The organism is Chitinophaga ginsengisegetis (genome assembly GCF_900168065.1).
Taxonomy (GTDB): domain Bacteria; phylum Bacteroidota; class Bacteroidia; order Chitinophagales; family Chitinophagaceae; genus Chitinophaga; species Chitinophaga ginsengisegetis.
Genome location: NZ_FUZZ01000005.1, coordinates 1 through 16,050 on the forward strand (window position 1 = coordinate 1; position 16,050 = coordinate 16,050).

The 16,050-nt window shown below is 47.3% G+C and carries 13 protein-coding genes; 11 read left to right on the forward strand and 2 right to left on the reverse strand.

From position 1 onward, the window contains the following. Window positions 1–149 precede the first annotated feature (149 nt). Complete coding sequence (locus tag B5Z18_RS26095; protein ID WP_079472503.1) at window positions 150–707, reverse strand: transposase; 558 nt, start codon at window positions 705–707, stop codon at window positions 150–152. Window positions 708–964: 257 nt separating this feature from the next. On the opposite strand from B5Z18_RS26095, the gene B5Z18_RS32600 reads away from it, so the two are divergent. The 11 genes from B5Z18_RS32600 (at window position 965) to B5Z18_RS26145 (ending at window position 15,106) form a co-directional block, all read left to right on the forward strand. Next, on the forward strand, window positions 965–1,132 hold the full coding sequence (locus B5Z18_RS32600; protein WP_159454435.1) for a hypothetical protein: 168 nt from the start codon (window positions 965–967) through the stop codon (window positions 1,130–1,132). Between the two features lie 229 nt (window positions 1,133–1,361). Then, window positions 1,362–2,135 (forward strand): hypothetical protein, encoded by a 774-nt coding sequence (locus B5Z18_RS26100; protein ID WP_143313709.1) that lies wholly within the window; start codon window positions 1,362–1,364, stop codon window positions 2,133–2,135. 264 nt (window positions 2,136–2,399) lie between these two features. Then, window positions 2,400–2,951, forward strand: coding sequence for an RNA polymerase sigma-70 factor (locus B5Z18_RS26105; RefSeq protein ID WP_159454436.1), 552 nt, complete (start codon window positions 2,400–2,402; stop codon window positions 2,949–2,951). A gap of 48 nt (window positions 2,952–2,999) precedes the next feature. Further along, the gene (locus B5Z18_RS26110; protein ID WP_143313710.1) at window positions 3,000–4,109 is read left to right on the forward strand and encodes a FecR family protein; all 1,110 of its coding nucleotides are present in this window, start codon (window positions 3,000–3,002) and stop codon (window positions 4,107–4,109) included. Between the two features lie 75 nt (window positions 4,110–4,184). Next, window positions 4,185–7,829 (forward strand): SusC/RagA family TonB-linked outer membrane protein, encoded by a 3,645-nt coding sequence (locus B5Z18_RS26115; protein WP_079472507.1) that lies wholly within the window; start codon window positions 4,185–4,187, stop codon window positions 7,827–7,829. Between the two features lie 24 nt (window positions 7,830–7,853). Further along, on the forward strand, window positions 7,854–9,344 hold the full coding sequence (locus B5Z18_RS26120; protein WP_079472508.1) for a RagB/SusD family nutrient uptake outer membrane protein: 1,491 nt from the start codon (window positions 7,854–7,856) through the stop codon (window positions 9,342–9,344). A 26-nt stretch (window positions 9,345–9,370) separates the two neighbouring features. Then, complete coding sequence (locus tag B5Z18_RS26125) at window positions 9,371–10,186, forward strand: hypothetical protein (RefSeq protein ID WP_079472509.1); 816 nt, start codon at window positions 9,371–9,373, stop codon at window positions 10,184–10,186. A 27-nt stretch (window positions 10,187–10,213) separates the two neighbouring features. Then, window positions 10,214–12,328: a carboxy terminal-processing peptidase gene (locus B5Z18_RS26130; RefSeq protein WP_079472510.1), complete on the forward strand. Its 2,115-nt coding sequence runs from the start codon at window positions 10,214–10,216 to the stop codon at window positions 12,326–12,328. Window positions 12,329–12,398: 70 nt separating this feature from the next. Then, window positions 12,399–13,556, forward strand: coding sequence for a TlpA disulfide reductase family protein (locus B5Z18_RS26135; protein ID WP_079472511.1), 1,158 nt, complete (start codon window positions 12,399–12,401; stop codon window positions 13,554–13,556). 88 nt (window positions 13,557–13,644) lie between these two features. Further along, window positions 13,645–14,625: a TlpA disulfide reductase family protein gene (locus B5Z18_RS26140; RefSeq protein ID WP_079472512.1), complete on the forward strand. Its 981-nt coding sequence runs from the start codon at window positions 13,645–13,647 to the stop codon at window positions 14,623–14,625. 13 nt (window positions 14,626–14,638) lie between these two features. Then, window positions 14,639–15,106 (forward strand): LEA/WHy family protein, encoded by a 468-nt coding sequence (locus B5Z18_RS26145; protein ID WP_159454437.1) that lies wholly within the window; start codon window positions 14,639–14,641, stop codon window positions 15,104–15,106. A 29-nt stretch (window positions 15,107–15,135) separates the two neighbouring features. Here B5Z18_RS26145 and B5Z18_RS26150 read toward each other — a convergent pair whose 3' ends face one another. Beyond that, a complete protein-coding gene (locus tag B5Z18_RS26150) occupies window positions 15,136–16,050 on the reverse strand; it encodes a terpene synthase family protein (protein WP_143313712.1) in 915 nt (304 codons plus the stop codon).

A 16,050-nucleotide genomic window follows, 5' to 3' on the forward strand; every position in this document is an offset into this window, starting at 1 on the left:
TTGTGCGCGGATCTGATTTACGTAATATAAAACCAGTTCATCTGTAAGCAGTACTTGTTTATTATGCCAGCTGTATTCATACCAGCTATGCCTGGTTTTGCCAAACAATCCGCATAGAGTGGCCAATGCCACTCTGGAATAATCCTGTCTCATTTGGGTGACTGTTTGGCGCCAGATTTTTTTCTAATCTTAATTTTAAAATGCTGTTCAGCCAGGTCAATCATCGTTTCCAAAGCTGCTATTTTTAACTTTGCCTCTGCCAAAGCTTTTTCTAATTCCTGGGATCTGGGGTCCGGTAAGTTTGCGCTGGTCGGCAATTGTTGCATAATAGATGGATTTGTAGCGATTAAAGCTGTATCCTCCTGCCGGTACTTATGCTGCCAATTATAGATAGTGTAGGGTCCTGAAATGTTATATACGGACATGGCTTGCCGGATCGTCATTTCCCCCTGTTCAATATGTCGGAGAATACTTCTCTTCTGCTGGACTGTAAAAGAGCGGTGTTTCTTTTGCTGATATTTTTCTGAGCCATACAAACGCATCCAGTTGGCCAGACTGGACATTGATATCCCATAGTGTTCGCATACGGCCTGCCAACTTACTCCTGATTCTACGCTTGCCACGGCCTCTTTTATTAATTGTTTACTACACTTTTGACGACGATTTGTCCTTAAATCTGAACTTTTAAGACCTTGTTCTACTAACATAACACTTTTTTTAGTGTATAGTTTTTTCAGGACGGGTCAGGAACCGGGAAATCCATTGCCCCGAAACAGACGCTTTCCGGCATCATCCGGCGAAAAGCGGCAAAAGCGGCATATTTGTTTTCCCGTATGCTCACAGGTGAATAATTTCGTAATTGTACTTCCGGTGGTGGCTTGTTGGTTGGAGTTTTCCGGTGTTAGATAACTTTTTTATATTTATGACAGGCAACCGGTTTAATCAAAGTTAAAAGAAATCAAAAATGAAGCGGAATATTTTTATTGTTATCTTTTTGATGGTAGGCCTCCTCTCTTGTAAATCCAAGAAGGCAACAGCGTTTAGGGAAGCAATCGTTCAAAAAGACAGCAGTGCGTTTCATATCCTGGTGGGTAAAGAAGGCCTGGAGGAAGAGAAGTTAAGGAGAAGCTAAAGATGTCTGGTGTAACAAACGAAAAAAGGGTTGCCCTTGATGAGGCACTCAAAAAATTTAACCAGGTCAATAATTTGTAAGTGTCTGTAGCATGGCTGGGTGTACAGTAGAACCCTTGTTTTTAAATTTGCATTGGAACACCTGCAATAGCTTGTCTTAAATCCTTATATTACAAGCTGAAAAATTATTACATACCCCAAAAATGGGTGTTTACGGGAACCTGGAATCTATGTTGATCATCTTATTGCGTATAACAGGCTACGGCTGGACAGCCATTGCATTTGTAGTATTATCTGTACTGGTAGCAGTTAAAATATTAAAACGGAGTAACCCTGGCAGGAAGCCCGGTTGCATAGGCATCGGCTATGTTTCACTGATAGTGTTTTGCCTGCTTAGTTTCTCATCCATGCTTGCAGGGGCATTGGGTGGCTTTGTGGTGAATGCTTTTACGCTGCCGCGGTACAAAGCGAAGGTAGTCAGCGTTTCCTCTTACGTATCGAAAGACAGCAAAAATAGAAATACCATCATGTATCGCTCCACCGTTGCGTTCACAACGGAAGACGGCACGCCGGTGGAAATGGAAACAGATATATCCTCCTCCGGCAGGCCGGAGATCGGGGAGACCGTTACCGTGGGCTACAAACCCGGTATGTCGGCGGCCGGGGAATTTTCCGGCACTAAGTACCTGTTAATGAGTGGGGCAGCGGTGATGTTACTGGTGATAGGGTATTTTTCGATAGCTGGTATCATATATGCAATGGGCTGGCAAATGGCCACCTACTTCAATTTCGGGATGATCATACTGCTGTATTTCATTTTACCTTTAGCCATGCTGTTTATGTTAGGAGGCATGGGATACGCAGTAGTGCAGTATTTCATGGGACTCCGGCCGGATATGCCGGTATGGGCGGTAGTAGTGTGTACGTTTTTCTGCCTGGTGTTATCTGCCGGAATGATGGGGTATGTTCGCCTGCTTGCTGCAAGACGCGGACGCACCCGTTAAGTTAAACTTCTTCACCAGGCGGCTCCGCCTGGTGCATACTGACCAGGGCAGCCGGGATTGCATCTCCATAAAAAAATTTTTCTCCCTCCTTCACCCTTTTCCGCTTTTCAGTTGCCTATGATAACAGGGGTGATTAAATAAGGCAGCCGGCCTTTGGTTATCTGCAGAAAACAGCAACAGCATAACGCAGGACAACAGATGATGGAAATAAATCCGGATTTTATTATACTTTGTGCGGATAACAATGAAGTTACAAAGTGGTTTATGTACCAACCAAAATCAGGTGAAGTAGTTTCTTTTGAAGAACAGTTTAAACTTCATTACACCTTCCTGTGCACAGCCGCGTACTATGTGGTTGAAGATGAGGATGCGGCCAGGGATATCGTACAGGATTTCTTTCTTTATTGCTGGAGTAAGCGGCATATTATCCGCATTACCCACGATTTTAAAAGTTATGCCGTTCGAGCCATCCGCAACGCTTCGCTGAATTATTTAAAGAAATCGGGCAAAACATCGCTGGAGGAAGTAGCCGTTATTGAAAATATGACGCAGCACTTTCCGCTGGAAGATAATGAAGCGGAAGCAGACCGCAATGCAGCGCTATGGGCCGCTGTAGCCCGGCTGCCGGAACAGCGCCGCCGGATCTTCCTGCTGAGTAACCGGGATGGACTGAAATATAAGGATATCGCAGCAACGCTTGGGATCTCTGTTAATACGGTGAAAACACAGATAAAACTGGCCCTGCAGTTTTTACGGAAAGAATGCCGGTGGATGAATATAATCATCGCCTTCCTGTTTTTCTTAAAAAATAATTGACGGGCATTCACCCTTTTTTCATACTTGTTTGCCTTTATTATCGAAGTTATGAATGAAAATGATAAAGAAATAGACTGGGAGAAGCTGCTGAACCGGATGGATGGGGACAGCGCCGGGGAAGCCCTGAATGAGGAGGAACTGGCAATGCTGGCTGCAGCAAAAGAGATGCAGTCGCGGATAGGAGCGGCGAAATTCCCGGAAGAAGAAGGCTGGCAAAATTTTGTACAGGCCAGGAACCGCAGGCAGGCGCGCCGTTTCACGCTGGTGAAACTGGCAGCTGCAGCAGTACTGGTATTGGCCATCGGGGCAGGATTGTGGACATTCCTCAACAGGCAGCACCCTCCGCAGCTGGCCAATGAAACGCCCGCAGGGAAAGTACGCCTGAAGTTATCGGACGGCCACGAGGTAACGCTCGGTGGCAGCACACAGGTTATTCAAAACAACGGTATAGCCTCTATCAAAGCAGATCAGTCGTCACTTGTTTATGGCGCGGGCGCTAACCGTACCCTGGTAACGGCCATGGATACACTGGAAGTACCCCGTGGATTACAGTTCACGCTACAGCTGGCAGATGGCACAAAAGTATGGCTCAACGCGGGTTCCAGGCTGATCTACCCCGCCGCCTTTAATGGCGCATCAAGGAACGTGTATGTGCAGGGAGAAGCCTATTTCGACGTGGCTGCCGATATAGAACGGCCATTCACGGTATATTCAGGCAAAGTAGCCATGAAAGTATTGGGTACAGCCTTCAACGTAAATACCTACGGACCGGAAATACAAACCACCTTAAGCAGTGGAAAGCTGCTGGTAACCGCCGGCCAGGAAAGTACCGTGCTGGCACCCGATGAGCAGGCCGTTTATAATGATAAGAACGGATCGCTGAACAAAAGAACTGTGGAAGCCAGGGTATTCACCGCCTGGAAAGAAGGCGACCTGTTTTTTGAAGATGCCACGCTGCTGGATATTACCAGCTACCTGGCCCGTAATTATGATTATGTTTTTGTTTTTGAAGATCCAACGCTTGAGAAAATAAGTTTTACTTTAGATATGCGCCGCCCGGCCGTTTTACAGGATGTATTAAACCAGATCAGCCATAGCATGAATAATTTAAGGTTCCGGGTGGAAGGCAAAACAGTGCACATCATGAAACGTCAATAGGGAATAATATCAACCGGAGTCAATCAGATTGCAGGCAGCCACAGGTTGCTACTTAAACCATAATACCAAACCAGAATGAGAAATTTATTGGGCTTGTCCTTCCGCTGGAAGGAAGCGCGGCGCTATGTCATGCGGTTACCGTACCAGTTACTGCTTTTACTGGTCCTTACCGGCACCGGGGCACTGGCGCAGGAGAATACGGATCAGGGAATATTATCGAGAAAGATTTCTTACGAAGCCAATAAATCCTCTCTGAGTAAAGTACTGAAAGATCTGCGTACGCAGATGCATATCCGCTTTACCTATAACAGTGAGCTGATAAAACGACAGCCACCGGTTACGGTTAAAGTAAATGGGGTTACCCTGGAATCCCTGCTCAAACAGGTGTTGCTGAATACGGGTTTGGAGTTTATGGTGGAAATGGGAGGGATCATTATCTACGAACAAACAGTGTCCGCAGATAAGGGTAATAGTATGGCAGTGATCATCAGGGGGAGGGTAACAGATCCGCAGGGATCGCCCCTGGCAGGGGTAAGCGTTAAAGGACTTACCTCCAAAGAAATGACCATTACCCAGCCCGACGGGATGTTTATGCTGGTAGCCCGGGAGCAGGAACAGGTAAGTCTTTCCCTGGTAGGCATGAAAACGCTGCTGTATAAAGTGAAACCGTCGGATGAACAAATGATTTCTTTTAGAATGGATACCATTGCCCGGGAAATCCAGGAGGTAGTGGTGAACGGGTATCAGAAAATTGATCCCCGCCTGGCTACGGGTTCAGTATTAAAACTAAATGCAGCCGATATATTGCAGCCAGGTCAGCCTTCGGTGGACAGGATGCTGCAGGGAAAAGTACCGGGGCTCATGGTGATCAATACCTCCGGTGGCGTGAATGCAAAGCCCACTATGCGCATCAGGGGTACTTCCACCTTAATCGGTAACGCCGCCCCGCTTTGGGTGATCGATGGTATGATACGCCCTGACCCGGTTAATATCTCCTCAGCACTGTTGAATAATGTGCTCACCGGTCCTTCCCAATCCAACTATGAACTGATGGGAAACGCCATCAGTGGTTTGAACCCCTATGATATTGAAAGCATCACTTTTTTGAGAGATGCCGCGGCTACTTCTATTTATGGTACCCGCGCGGCCAACGGCGTGATCGTGGTAACGACAAAAAGAGGAAAGGCTGGCCCGGTGGAAGTAACCTACAATTCAAATATATCTTTTCAGGCGCGTCCTTCCTACAACCAGTTAAACCTGATGAATTCCAAAGAACGGGTAGCTTTCTCAAAATCATTGATAGAAGATGGCGTAGTTTTTAATGGAAATGCAAGTGGGTTCGAAGAACGGTTTTCATATGAAGGATTATTAAGGCAGTTGTACGCCAGGCAAATCACCGAAGCGGAATTCCAGGAACAGGTAGGCGCTATTCAAACGCGGAACACCGATTGGTTTAAGGAGTTGTTCAGGAACCAGATGAGCATGCAGCATGCCCTCAGCATGAGTGGCGGCGCCGGCAAAACCACCTATTACGCTTCCCTGAGCTACGGCGGCTTTAACGGCGCTGCAAAACAGGATGGCAAAAAAACATATTCAGCGAATGTAAGCGTACGCACACAAATCGGCAAACGGTTGAACCTCGACCTGTCCATGCAAAGCAATTATATAAAATCCACGGGGTATTACCAGTCGGTGAATCCGCTGACCTATGCGCTGCAAACAAGCCGCATCTACAGTCCGGACGATTTTTACCCGGTGAAGTCCCCCAGTAACATGATAGCCGGGCAGCCAGTGCAGTTAAAGTGGCCGCCGTATGTTTATAATATACAGAATGAAATCAGTCACTCTGAAAACAACAGCAGCACCCATTCTTCCAGTTTAAATTTATCGTTGGATTATAAGATCAGGAAAGGATTATTCTTTCGCCATTCTTCCAATGTGATTATTGGCGGCGCCGACGGGTTAACCGCGGCTGATGAGCAAACATATGAAATTGCTGCGTTACGCGGTTGGAGTTCGGAAGTGACGCCAACGCAGGAAATGATGTTGACAGGTTTGCCCACAGGTGGCATGGCCTATATGATGAATCAGAAGAGCATGTCGCTCGGCATGAGGAACAGTTTAGATTACAATGCCGGTGTGAGAAAGGACCGCGACCAGTTTAATTTTACGTTGGGTAATGAAGTGAGAAGTGAAACCGCCAATGGCCTTACATCCAGGGAACCGGGATACTTTCCGGACCGGGGAAAGACATTCTTTCCAACGGTAATGGGCAGAAAATTATTTAGTTCAGAAACGATCAACGAAGCCATCGACAATTCCGTTTCTTATTACAGTACGGCAGCTTACAGCATGATGAACCGCTATGTTTTGAGCGGTACCATCCGGACAGATGGCTCCAACAGGTTTGGGCAGTATTCCAACTCCAGGTTCTTACCCAATTACAGTATTGCTGCCCGCTGGAATGCTTCTTCAGAAAGCTGGTTTCCCGTAAGTTCCCTGATCAGCGACTGGCAGGTGAGAGGTTCGTATGGCACACAGGGAAATGTGGTGAGTGCAGTGGGGCCTAACCTGGTGGCCACTTACTCCCCGGTTGTGGGAGAGACAAATCCCATTACCGGCAAACCCTACCTGCACATAAAAACCATGCCTTACCCGGAGTTGCGCTGGGAAAAAACATACCAGTGGAATTTTGGTACCCAGGTGGCCATGTTCAATGGCCGCCTGCGGGTGAATGTTGATTATTACTCGAAGAAAACAACAGACGTACTGGACATGATAGAGATCCCTTTCGAATACGGTATGGATATGATGTACAGGAACGGAAGCGAGTTATATAACAAAGGATGGGAAGCCATGATCAATGTAGATGCCATCAGATCGCGGAACACATCGCTCTCCTTTACGTTTACTACCAGCAGGAACAGTAACCGGGTATCTGATGAAATTATTCCCAACGACTACAATTCCTTTTTTAATGGCACTGGACACTTACGCGGAAAACCCGTGAGTGGTTTTTACTCTTATATCTACAATGGGCTGAATCACAATAATGGATTGCCAACGTTCAGGAATTTAGATCTCAAGGAAAAAACGTCCAATCCGGATGATTTCCTGGTGTATTCCGGGCAACTTCAACCTTCTTTCACCGGAAGTATTCAACCGGTGTTCCGGTACAAATCCTTTTCAGCGGTGATGTTGTTTTACGTTAGTATTGGCAGCAGCAAACGGCTCAATAATCCTTTCCCGCGTACAAACGGACTGAATGGGGTGCCGGCGCCATTCACCAATCTCAGCAAAGATTATTTGAACCGCTGGCGTAAACCGGGTGACGAATTACATACAGATATTCCTGTAATGATGGATCTTTTAGCCAACCAGGACCGGCTTGTGATACCCTATAAAGTGATCAGTAACAGTGCTGCTGCAAACTCCGGAGAGATATCCCTGGATCCGTTTCAAGCTTATAATATGTCTGATTTGAGAACAGTCAGTAACAACTACCTGCGATGCAGCAACCTGAATCTTACCTACACCATTCCTGCTGCTAAGCTGAGGGGAAGCGGGATTAAGAATTTAAGCGTTGGCGCGGCCATAAATAATGTTTTTACGGTTGCCAACAGGAAACTAAAAGGGCAGGACCCTGAAATTGACGGAATTGGCACCAGTGCATTGCCGCTTACCCGGCAGTATGCTTTCAGCCTGAATGCTACTTTTTAATGTAACTCATTTCAATAATACAGCATGAAGAAATCGTTGCTCGTAATCATAGGCGCCTTGTGTTTAGTGTCCTGTAAGAAGTTCCTGCAGGAATATTCTCCAACAGATGTAATACCTAAATCTACCCATGATTTCGGAGAAATATTATATTATGAAGGATACCCTACCAATTCCACACTGCTGCAACCCTGGATGGTATTCCTGGATGATGATACCCAGTGCTATACAGGACCACTCCTGGCCAACTCAAATGTAGTATTCCAGGCCGCTCCCATCTTTCAGTGGCAGCCAGATATGGAGCCCGCCACTGCTGCTACCGGCAATGTCATCAATTTCAATACCTGGAGCACTTACTATAAGTTGCTGCTGGGCGTAAATGTGGCGCTTCAGTACATGGATAATTCAACGGGCCTGCAGGCCGACAAAGACCAGTTTAAAGGAGAAGCCTACACATTACGGGCACTCTATCACTTTATGCTGGTGAATATCTATGCAAAACCCTATAATGATTCTCTTACCACACCTGACAAAAGCCCGGGCGTGCCCATCAGGAAAACAGCCGACCTGTCGGATGCTTTTCTCCGCAGGAACACCGTGAAAGAGGTATACAACCAGATTGTGAGTGATCTCGATAGCGGCATTTATTTGTTGGATAAATACAAAGCTACCCGCGAATATTACCGGATTTCGCATGTAGCTGCCCATTTGCTGGCCAGCAGGGTATTCCTTTATATGGAAGACTGGGATAAAGCGATCAGTCATGCTGATGAAGTGCTGAAGTATCACCCGCAGTTAATGGACCTGAACACCTGGGGAGGGATGCCTGATATAGAGCATAAAATGCTGATAGGACCATCTAATATTGAAAGTATCTGGAACTATGGACAGGCAGAGGAACAGTTGCCATACGCTTATTCAGAGGCATATGAAATTTCGCACGACCTGGTGGATTGTTTTGAAGAGAATGACCTGCGCAAGCAAACGGGATTTTATATAAACCCGGAATTTATGAAAGAATTCCTGACGCCCGATTTTTCACAGATGAAGAATGTTCCATCCGTTTCCGGGCATAATAACGAATTATCCAATTCGTGGAGAAGCTCTGAAGCTTACCTGAACCGTGCAGAAGCCTGCATCCAGAAATACAGGAAAACAGGCGACGGTAATGCAGCCGCCCAGGCATTGGTAAGTCTGAATACTCTTCGCGCTAACAGGATTGACCGGGCCTCTTTCACACCGTGGACAGTAAAGCCCGGAGACGTGTTGCTGCAAATGTGCAGAACAGAACGCCGCAGGGAACTATACCGCGAAGAAGCGCACCGCTGGTTTGATCTGAGACGCTACGGCATGCCATCGATCAAACATATTTTTACACCCAACCAGGTAACTGTACAGGTATTCCGGTTGCCGGCGCGGGATCCGCAATATGTAATGCCAATACCCACCGATGTATTATCGCGGAACCCGGCATTAACACAAAATCCATTATTCGCGGGTAAGCGTTTACCCGAATAACTTCTTTCAACTGTAAATAATCATATATGAGATTATACTACCTGGTACTGGTGCTGTTAGCAGGGATAGCCTGTAACAAAGAGGCCGCATTAACGCCGGAGCCTATCCCGCCCGTATATACGCTGCCACAGGGTAATCATGATTACGATGATACAATAGTGGCCTGGTATAAAAAATACAACACCTTTATCCTGTATAAATTTACACAGCTGGATTATGCGTATAACTATTACGACAAGAAGCCGGATAGTGCTTTTAATGCTAATCCCGCCTATGTGGCGTCAACTCTCCGGTTTATCAGGGAAGAATTACTGGAAGTATACCCGGAAGCGTTTTTAAAAACCACGCTTCCTTACAAGATTTTACTCGCCTCTTATATTGGCAGCGGCACTACCCGTTCTGCCACGGGGTTTTCCGCCAGCAGCAACATGCTTGCTATTGGCTGGGCCGATAGTACCCTGGCGCAGAAAACGCCGGCTCAACGAAAGCAGCTCCGCGGCTGGTTGCACAGAGCCTACATGGAACGCACCTTCCGTACCGACAACACTATTATCCCGGATGCATTCAAAGCGCTGGCGCCACCTGCCTATGGCCAGGTGCTGCCTGCAAAACTCCTGGAGGAAGGCATCGTGGAGCCATATACCAATGCGCTGAATGTGGCAACTGATTTCCTGGCATACATTGAAGTGATTACCAGTCATACCAAAGAAGAACTCGAAGCCGGGGTGCTGAGCAGCCGGGTAGATGTAAAGGGATTGATAAGAAAGAAATACGACGTTGTTATCGCCACGTTTCTCAACAAGTACCAGATAGATCTTCAGGCGATAGGCAACAGACCTTAATTATATTATCCGCATTAATATTTTTATATGAAAACATTAAAAGGAGCGCAACTCCTGTTATCGGGCGTGTTTGTCATTGCCGGCTTTACAGTGAATGCCCAGGTGCCCGCCGGTACCGAATACCGCAGCGCCGTTATCACTGCTGCTATCAATAAGGTTACAAAAAAGCACTACCATCCCAAACCCATTGACGACGCCTATTCCGCGGCGGTATGGAACCGGTTCCTGCACACCCTGGACCCCAACAGCAACCTGTTTCTCCAGGAAGATGTAACTGCCCTCGCGGTGTATAAGAACCAGGTCGACGATCAGCTGAACTCAGGCGCCACTACCTTTTTTGATGCAGCCTATGCGATCTATGAACAACGGGCAGGGGAAGCCGGCCGGCTTTGCCAGAAGATCCTGGCTACGCCTTTCGATCTGAAAAAGAAAGAAACGGTAATGGCCTGGAGAAAAGATCTTCCTTTTTGCGCCAGCAAACAGGAACAGGAAGAACTGTGGCGTAAGCTGCTGAAATATTATACCCTGCGTCACTATATGGAAATGAGCGCAGCCAAAGGCGATACTGCCAAACACCTCGCGGCCGTTGACCCGGTGCTGGAAGCCAAAGCCCGTGAAAAGGTACGTAAATGGTACAGTGATTATTTCCGTCAGACGACCGGGCAACGTGGCGCCGACGATAAATTTGCGCAGTATGTAAGCGCCGCCATGTTTGAAATAGATCCGCATACTACCTATGCCGCGCCACAGGACCGGCTTATGAACGAACAGCTCAACAAACGTTACTACGGACTGGGCATAGAGCTAGGTACCAAAGAATCAGATTATTACATAAAAAGATTGCTGCCGGGTGGTACCGCTTACCGCAGCGGGCAGGTAAAGGAGAATGATAATATCATCGCCGTTGCCGACAGCAAAGGGGAGATGCTGCCTGTTAACGGGCTTCCTGCCAACGAAGTAACCGGCTTGATCCGCGGTGAAAAAGGAACGGCCGTTACCATGAAGCTGCAGCAGCCTGGTGAAAAAGAAAGAACGGTAACGATAAAAAGAGATGAAGTGATTGACCAGGAAAACAGGGCGAAAAGCGCCGTGATTGAAAAGAACGGAAAGCGTTTTGGCTATATCTTCCTTCCCCTCTTTTACATGGATCCTACCGGCACCAAAATAAACGGATCTGCCAATGATGTAGCCCGCGAAGTTGAGAAGCTCAAGGAGCAGGAAGTGGATGGCATTGTGGTGGATCTGCGTGGCAATGCCGGCGGCTCGCTCGATGAAGTGGTAACAATGGGTTATTGCTTTGTACCCGCCGGCCCTATCACCTGGCTCAGGGGGAAAGACAGTATCCGGATGTATTCCTCTCCGGCTGTTGAGCCTTTGTACGACGGACCATTAACCGTGCTGGTAGATGAAAGCAGCGCTTCTGCTTCTGAAATATTTGCTGCAGCCATGCAGGACCGCGGCCGCGGAATCATTGTGGGCACTTCTTCTTCCTTTGGAAAAGGTACCGCCCAGATGAATATCAATATCGGTAAAATGGGAAATCCGGAGAAAGGCATTGCTGATGTAAACTATGGCAGCATGCGGCTTACCACGGAGAAGTTTTACCGCATTAACGGATCATCCACACAGCTGAAAGGCGTGATCCCTGATATTGTGCTGCAGGATAGAATGGAGCTGCAATCCATTATGGAAAAAGATTTTTCTTCTGCGCTGACATGCGATACCGTGGGCCTGCCTCCGTATCAGCGGCTTACTTTCGGTTTCAATTACCAGGAAGTGGTGCAACACGCACGCATACGGGTGCGGCAAAATCCTGCCTTTGCCACTATCGCCGCAAATACGCGCCAGTTAAAAACGTTGCAGGAACAACCCACGCCGCTGGATTTATTGTCGTTCGGCGCTGCCTATCAACAGATATCGGGATGTCAGAAAAATATACAACAGGCCAAAGAGCTGAAAGGCAAAGAGGTACTGACCGTACAGCCATCTATGTTAAGAAACATAAATCCGGCCCGGCAAAAGAATGACGCTGTTAATACTGCTTCTTACAAAGAGTGGCTGGAGAAACTGGGTAAAGATATTTACCTCGCTGAAACCCTGTCGGTGCTGGAAGATATGCTGGCTAACCCGGTAGCGCCATAATTATAATTAATTAACAACAGGCTTCACCCGTTTTGCGGTAATGATTGCCTAATACTTAAACGCACTAATCATGATGAGAAAACTGTTTGCACTCACTTTTTGCATGGGAAGCTTTGCTGCGTATGCGCAGGAGGAAGTGGCTATCATTACGGCCAGGCTGGATAAATCCCCGAATGATACCGTGGTGAACCTGTACGAACCTTATTCCGGTGATACCGCCAGCACCGTCATTAAAAACCACCAGTTCAGGTTAACGATGCCGATGTCTAAAGGAGGAAGCGTATATATTATGCAGATAGGCAGCAACCCGGAACTGGGCGGCGCATTGGTGTACCTGGAAAAAGGAAAGATGAACATCACCGGGAAAGGCGGTTATTTTAAAGACGCCACTTTTTCAGGCGACTCCTGGGTAAAGGAATGGGAAGAAGTAATGGACCTCACTTCCCCGGACAAAGGCGATGGTAAGTTGTTTGCAGAGCTGGAACAGAAATACCACAAAGCAATGGAAATAGGTGATGAGGATGCTGCAGAAGCCTACAGCAAACAGGGTAGCGAAGTGGAAAAGAGGCAGAAAGATATACTCCGTAAATGGGTGTTGGCTCATCCGAATTCCGGTGTTACCGGTTATATCATCACGGTATATTTCAGTAAGGATAATAAAGAGATGGAAGCGCTTTACGATGGCCTCGGTGAACACGCAAAAGCCGGCAGGATCCTGCAACGTTGGAAAAACCCGGGTAAAGTAGACCCGTCACTCCTTTCATTAAAGATGAATGAAGAAGGGGAAACACCGGGCAGACCAGGCCAGATAAAGATCGGTGATGCTGCGCCGGCTTTCACCATCCCTGATGTAAATGGTAAAATGGTATCGCTGGGAGATTTCAAAGGCAAGTATGTACTGGTAGATTTCTGGGCCAGCTGGTGCGGTCCCTGCAAACCACAGATCCCTTACCTGAAAGCAGCCAATGAAAAGTTCAAAAATAAAAACTTCGTGATGGTAGGCATCTCGCTGGATTCCAAAAAAGAAGCCTGGGTAAAAGCTATGGAAAAGCACGAGCTGAACTGGCTCAATCTCTCCAGCCTGAAAGGTTGGGGCGATACGGCAGCTGCAGCTTACGGCGCCAGCTACATTCCTTCCAACATATTGATCGGACCAGACGGAAAAATAATTGCCAGGGATCTTTATGGCGATGCGCTGGATAAAAAATTAATGGAAACAATTAAATAAACTGTTTGAGGTAACACTTCCGCCAGGGGCAACGGCACTATCGCTGTGCTGTTGCCCTTTTTTTGTTTACTAAAAAGATACCATTCATATGCGTTCTATCATTAAAATAATCATCTTCCTGCTGCTGCCCTTATACAGCCTGGCGGAAGAAGGGTTTGTGATCAAAGGGAAAGTAACGGGCGTCATCAGCGGATACGTAGCTATCCTTGAACATGTTGATGCTGAAGGGAAGCCGGTAATGCTGCCGCCAAGAGTACGGATCGTCAACGGCGAGTTTACCTTTTCCGGAAAACTGGAACACCCGGAGCTGGTGCAGTTAAAAGTGAGTACAAAAACAGTACTGGTATTCCTGGAAAATACCAGCTACACTGTTGAGTCCAGCCTGGATTCACTGAAAGGAACTTCTTTCAAAGGCGGCCCGTTGAATGATCAGTTTTATACCTATCAGCAGCACAGTAATAAGCCGCCTATGGAATACGTGAAGGACAACCCGTCGCTGGAATTATCGGCCTGGCTGGCCCTGCGGAATGCCTCCACAGCGGAGAAGGCACAGGCAGGTTATGATCTCCTGGACCCTGCAGGGAAAAGTACCTGGCATGGAAAGGCGTTGCTGGCCAAGATTGAATCATTTAAGCGTACCGGCGCAGGCGCTGCATTACCGGAACTGAAACTGATCGATCCCAACGGCCACGCTTTTTCCATCGGGGACATGACCGGGAAAATTGTAGTGCTGGATTTCTGGGCGTCCTGGTGCGCTCCTTGCCGCGCTTACATTCCACAGATGCGGAACCATTACAACAAGTTTAAAGAGAAGGGAGTGGTATTTGTAGCTGTATCTGTTGATGACGATAAAGCCAAATGGCAAACTGCTGTGAACGAAACTAAAATGGAGTGGCTGCAGGGACTTACAGAAGGCGGCTTCAAAGCAGGTGCGGGTGTGCAGAAGAACTTTAATATCACCAGCATCCCGTATGTGGTGATAGTGGGGAAAGATGGAAAGATTGCCGCATCACTGGACTTCTATAAAAAAGATCAGCTGGAAAAAGAATTGGATAAACTGGTACAATAAGATAACAAACGATATGACTGTCACACAAAAGCTACAACTGTTACTTACGTTTATCATGGGCATATTTCTCTCCGGCTGCACGGTGTTTCAAACGCCCGAGCCACGGCTGCCAAAAAAGCTGGCCGTCAGGATTTTTAATATCACGCCACAGCGCGCGGCGCTGAAAATAGAAGGCATCTATTATAATCCTAATAATTTCGGTTTTACGTTTAAAAGCGGCGACCTGGAGCTGATGCTGGATACTTTCCTGTTGGGAAAGGTTCACATTGATACCATGATAAATGTGCCGGCGCATGCGCTATTCACAGTGCCGGTAACAGTGGCGCCAGATTTCAATAAACTGGGTCAAACAGGCATTAACCTGGAGGACTCTGTACACATTTCTTTCAAGGGTACCATGAAAGGCAGTGTGGGATGGTTCTCCAAAACAATCCATATTGCCTATGATGGCCGGCATTACCTGGACCTGCAAATGAACTGATTTTCCCCGTTGCTGTAAGGTGGCTGGTATCAGTACCTCGCGGAGTACTGATACCAGGAGAGATGTCCCTGGATAATATGCGACAGGTTTTCTATATACCGGCGCACGGTTTTATCCTGCTGCCCAAAATGGGGCAGGTGGTTGCAGGTATGCACAAATTCTGCTGTAAATTCATTGTGTAGCCGCACTGTTTCCGCATAGGCGCTATCCAGGGTACACTGTTGTTCATGTTGAATGATCAATACCGCATTCATGGCTTCCTTTTCTTCCTCATCCTTTCTGACAGAGAAAATATCGTTGGAAAGCGCTACTATCAGGCTTGTCAGTTTCCTGAGTTGCTTTATTACGGGGTTCTCCAGCACTTCGTTGGTGAGCAGCGTAGTTCCTGTTATTTCTGCGAGATCGGCGGTCGGATACACGCCAATGAGATCTTCCCGGATAACCAGGTAGTCGCTCAGCAGCGGGTAGTGAACAGGGGTTTTGTAACTATATGCGGTAGCGGTTATCATGGTATGGAAGAAGCCTTGCATATCGCTGATAAACCGGTTCATCCATGCTGCTGTTACAAAGGAAAGCAGTTCTTTTCTTATCAGCGCCGGCTGCAGGAAGAACGCGCTGTCTGTTGCTGCCGGGGGCATGCCTTTGAATATTTCAATGACATGGTTACATGCCTTCCGGAGTTCTTCTACCGGATATGGTCCATAGTAATCATCAAAGAGAAAGATCCAGAGATTCCATCTGCCCATGGGGATGAGGCGATCGAACGGCGCATCCGGGTGGAAATAGGCCGCCAGCTTGCCAAAGCGGGCCGCCTTAAATTTTTCACGCATACTTTCGGGGAAGAGGGTATACTCGTTTATCCATGCTGTTGTTTTAGCTTCTATTTCGTCTGCCATTGGATTGATAACATCTGGAAACGGGTAAGATAACTGAGTAGGAGACAT

Bases quoted from the DNA above. Each gene is read 5' to 3' on its own strand.
- B5Z18_RS26140 (WP_079472512.1), top strand. From the start codon at position 13,645: ATGCGTTCTATCATTAAAATAATCATCTTCCTGCTGCTGCCCTTATAC.
- B5Z18_RS26110 (WP_143313710.1), top strand. From the start codon at position 3,000: ATGAATGAAAATGATAAAGAAATAGACTGGGAGAAGCTGCTGAACCGG.
- B5Z18_RS26145 (WP_159454437.1), top strand. From the start codon at position 14,639: ATGACTGTCACACAAAAGCTACAACTGTTACTTACGTTTATCATGGGC.
- B5Z18_RS26100 (WP_143313709.1), top strand. From the start codon at position 1,362: ATGTTGATCATCTTATTGCGTATAACAGGCTACGGCTGGACAGCCATT.
- B5Z18_RS32600 (WP_159454435.1), top strand. From the start codon at position 965: ATGAAGCGGAATATTTTTATTGTTATCTTTTTGATGGTAGGCCTCCTC.
- B5Z18_RS26130 (WP_079472510.1), top strand. From the start codon at position 10,214: ATGAAAACATTAAAAGGAGCGCAACTCCTGTTATCGGGCGTGTTTGTC.
- B5Z18_RS26125 (WP_079472509.1), top strand. From the start codon at position 9,371: ATGAGATTATACTACCTGGTACTGGTGCTGTTAGCAGGGATAGCCTGT.
- B5Z18_RS26105 (WP_159454436.1), top strand. From the start codon at position 2,400: ATGTACCAACCAAAATCAGGTGAAGTAGTTTCTTTTGAAGAACAGTTT.
- B5Z18_RS26095 (WP_079472503.1), bottom strand. From the start codon at position 707: ATGTTAGTAGAACAAGGTCTTAAAAGTTCAGATTTAAGGACAAATCGT.
- B5Z18_RS26115 (WP_079472507.1), top strand. From the start codon at position 4,185: ATGAGAAATTTATTGGGCTTGTCCTTCCGCTGGAAGGAAGCGCGGCGC.
- B5Z18_RS26120 (WP_079472508.1), top strand. From the start codon at position 7,854: ATGAAGAAATCGTTGCTCGTAATCATAGGCGCCTTGTGTTTAGTGTCC.
- B5Z18_RS26135 (WP_079472511.1), top strand. From the start codon at position 12,399: ATGATGAGAAAACTGTTTGCACTCACTTTTTGCATGGGAAGCTTTGCT.
- B5Z18_RS26150 (WP_143313712.1), bottom strand. From the start codon at position 16,050: ATGTCTCCTACTCAGTTATCTTACCCGTTTCCAGATGTTATCAATCCA.